This is a genomic window from Streptomyces sparsus, from assembly GCF_054776295.1.
On the sequence record NZ_BAAHCA010001015.1, the window covers coordinates 1 to 1,639 of the forward strand.

The 1,639-nt window shown below is 75.1% G+C and carries 1 protein-coding gene; it reads right to left on the reverse strand.

What is annotated here, in order from left to right:
- Positions 1-1,637, reverse strand: a 1,637-nt coding sequence (locus tag ACYVE9_RS25890; RefSeq protein ID WP_461030322.1) for a molybdopterin oxidoreductase family protein, incomplete at its 3' end; no start/stop codon positions are given.
- Positions 1,638-1,639 lie beyond the last annotated feature (2 nt).

Here is a 1,639-nt window from a genome sequence, read left to right on the forward strand (position 1 = left end):
AGCTCCGGCACCCGCCGGGTCTGGGCCCCGGACTGGTACTGGGCGAGCACCCGGCCCGTCGTCAGCAGCACCGGGTACGCCGCGTCGGGCTCCTCGGCGGACGGCCGGTCGCCGACCGGTGCGAACCGGGCCCGGCCGTCGGGCGTGGCGAACCGGTTGAGAAAGAGGCGCGGGGTGCCGGGGTGCGGCGGCGCGGAGTGGTCGGCGGACGGATCGTCCGGCAGGTCGCCGGGGGTGTCGGCGGACGTGTCCGGGCAGGGCCAGAAGACGCCGTCCTCCTCGGTGATCCGCCGGTAGGTGATGCCCGAGTAGTCCGCGCGACCCCCGGCGGAGGCCCGGCGCAGCTCGTCGAACACCTCCTCGGGGTCCTCGGGAAAGCCCTTCTCCCAGCCGAGCCGCGCCGCCAGCGCGTGCAGCACCTGGAGATCGGTCCGCACCCCGGACGGAGGGTCGAGCGCCCGGCGCCGCAGCAGTACCCGGCCCTCCAGGTTCGTCATGGTGCCGGTCTCCTCCGCCCACTGGGCGACGGGCAGCACCACGTCGGCCAGCGCGGCGGTCTCCGACAGCACCACGTCACTGACCGCGAGAAAGTCCAGCGAACGGATCCGCTGCTCGACGTGCGCTGCCCGGGGCGCCGACACGACAGGGTTGGAGCCGATCAGCAGCAGCGACCGCACGTCCCGGCCGAGCGCGTCCAGCAACTCGTAGGCGCTGCGGCCGGGACCGGGCAGCACGTCCGGGTCCACCCCCCACACCCCGGCCACGTGGGCCCGGGCCGCCGGATCGGTGAGCATCCGGTAGCCGGGCAACTGGTCGGCCTTCTGGCCGTGTTCCCGTCCGCCCTGGCCGTTGCCCTGCCCGGTGAGGCAGCCGTAACCGGACAGCGGGCGCCCCGCCCGGCCGGTGGCAAGTGTCAGGTTGATCCAGGCGCCCACGGTGTCGGTGCCCTTGGCCTGCTGCTCCGGACCGCGCGCGGTCAGCACCATCGCCGCCTCCGCCTCGCAGAAGTACCGGACGGCCTGGCGCAGTTGCGGCACCGGCACCCCCGTGATGCGCTCCACCAGCTCCGGCCAGTGCGCCATCGCCGCCGCCCGCGCCTCCGGCCAGCCGACCGTGCGGGCGGCGATGTAGGACTCGTCGGTGCGGCCCTCGGTGATGATCAGGTGCAGCAGCCCCAGCGCCAGGGCCAGGTCGGTGCCCGGCCGCGGCGCCAGGTGCAGGTCGGCCTGCTCGGCGGTACGGGTCCGGCGCGGATCCACCACGACCAGCCGGCCGCCCCTCTCCCGCAGCTCGGTGAAGTAGCGCAGGGCCGGCGGCATCGTCTCGGCCGGGTTGGAGCCGACCAGCAGCACGCAGCCCGTACGCGCCACGTCCTCCAGCGGGAACGGCAGCCCCCGGTCCAGCCCGAACGCCCTGTTGCCCGCGGCTGCCGCCGACGACATGCAGAACCGGCCGTTGTAGTCGATCTGCGAGGTGCCCAGCACCAGGCGGGCGAACTTGCCCAGCAGATACGCCTTCTCGTTCGTCAGGCCGCCCCCGCCGAACACCCCGACCGCGTCGGCGCCGTGCTCCGAGCGGGTGCCGGCCAGCCCGGCGGCGACCCGGTCCAGGGCCTCGTCCCAGCCGGCCGGCTCCAGCG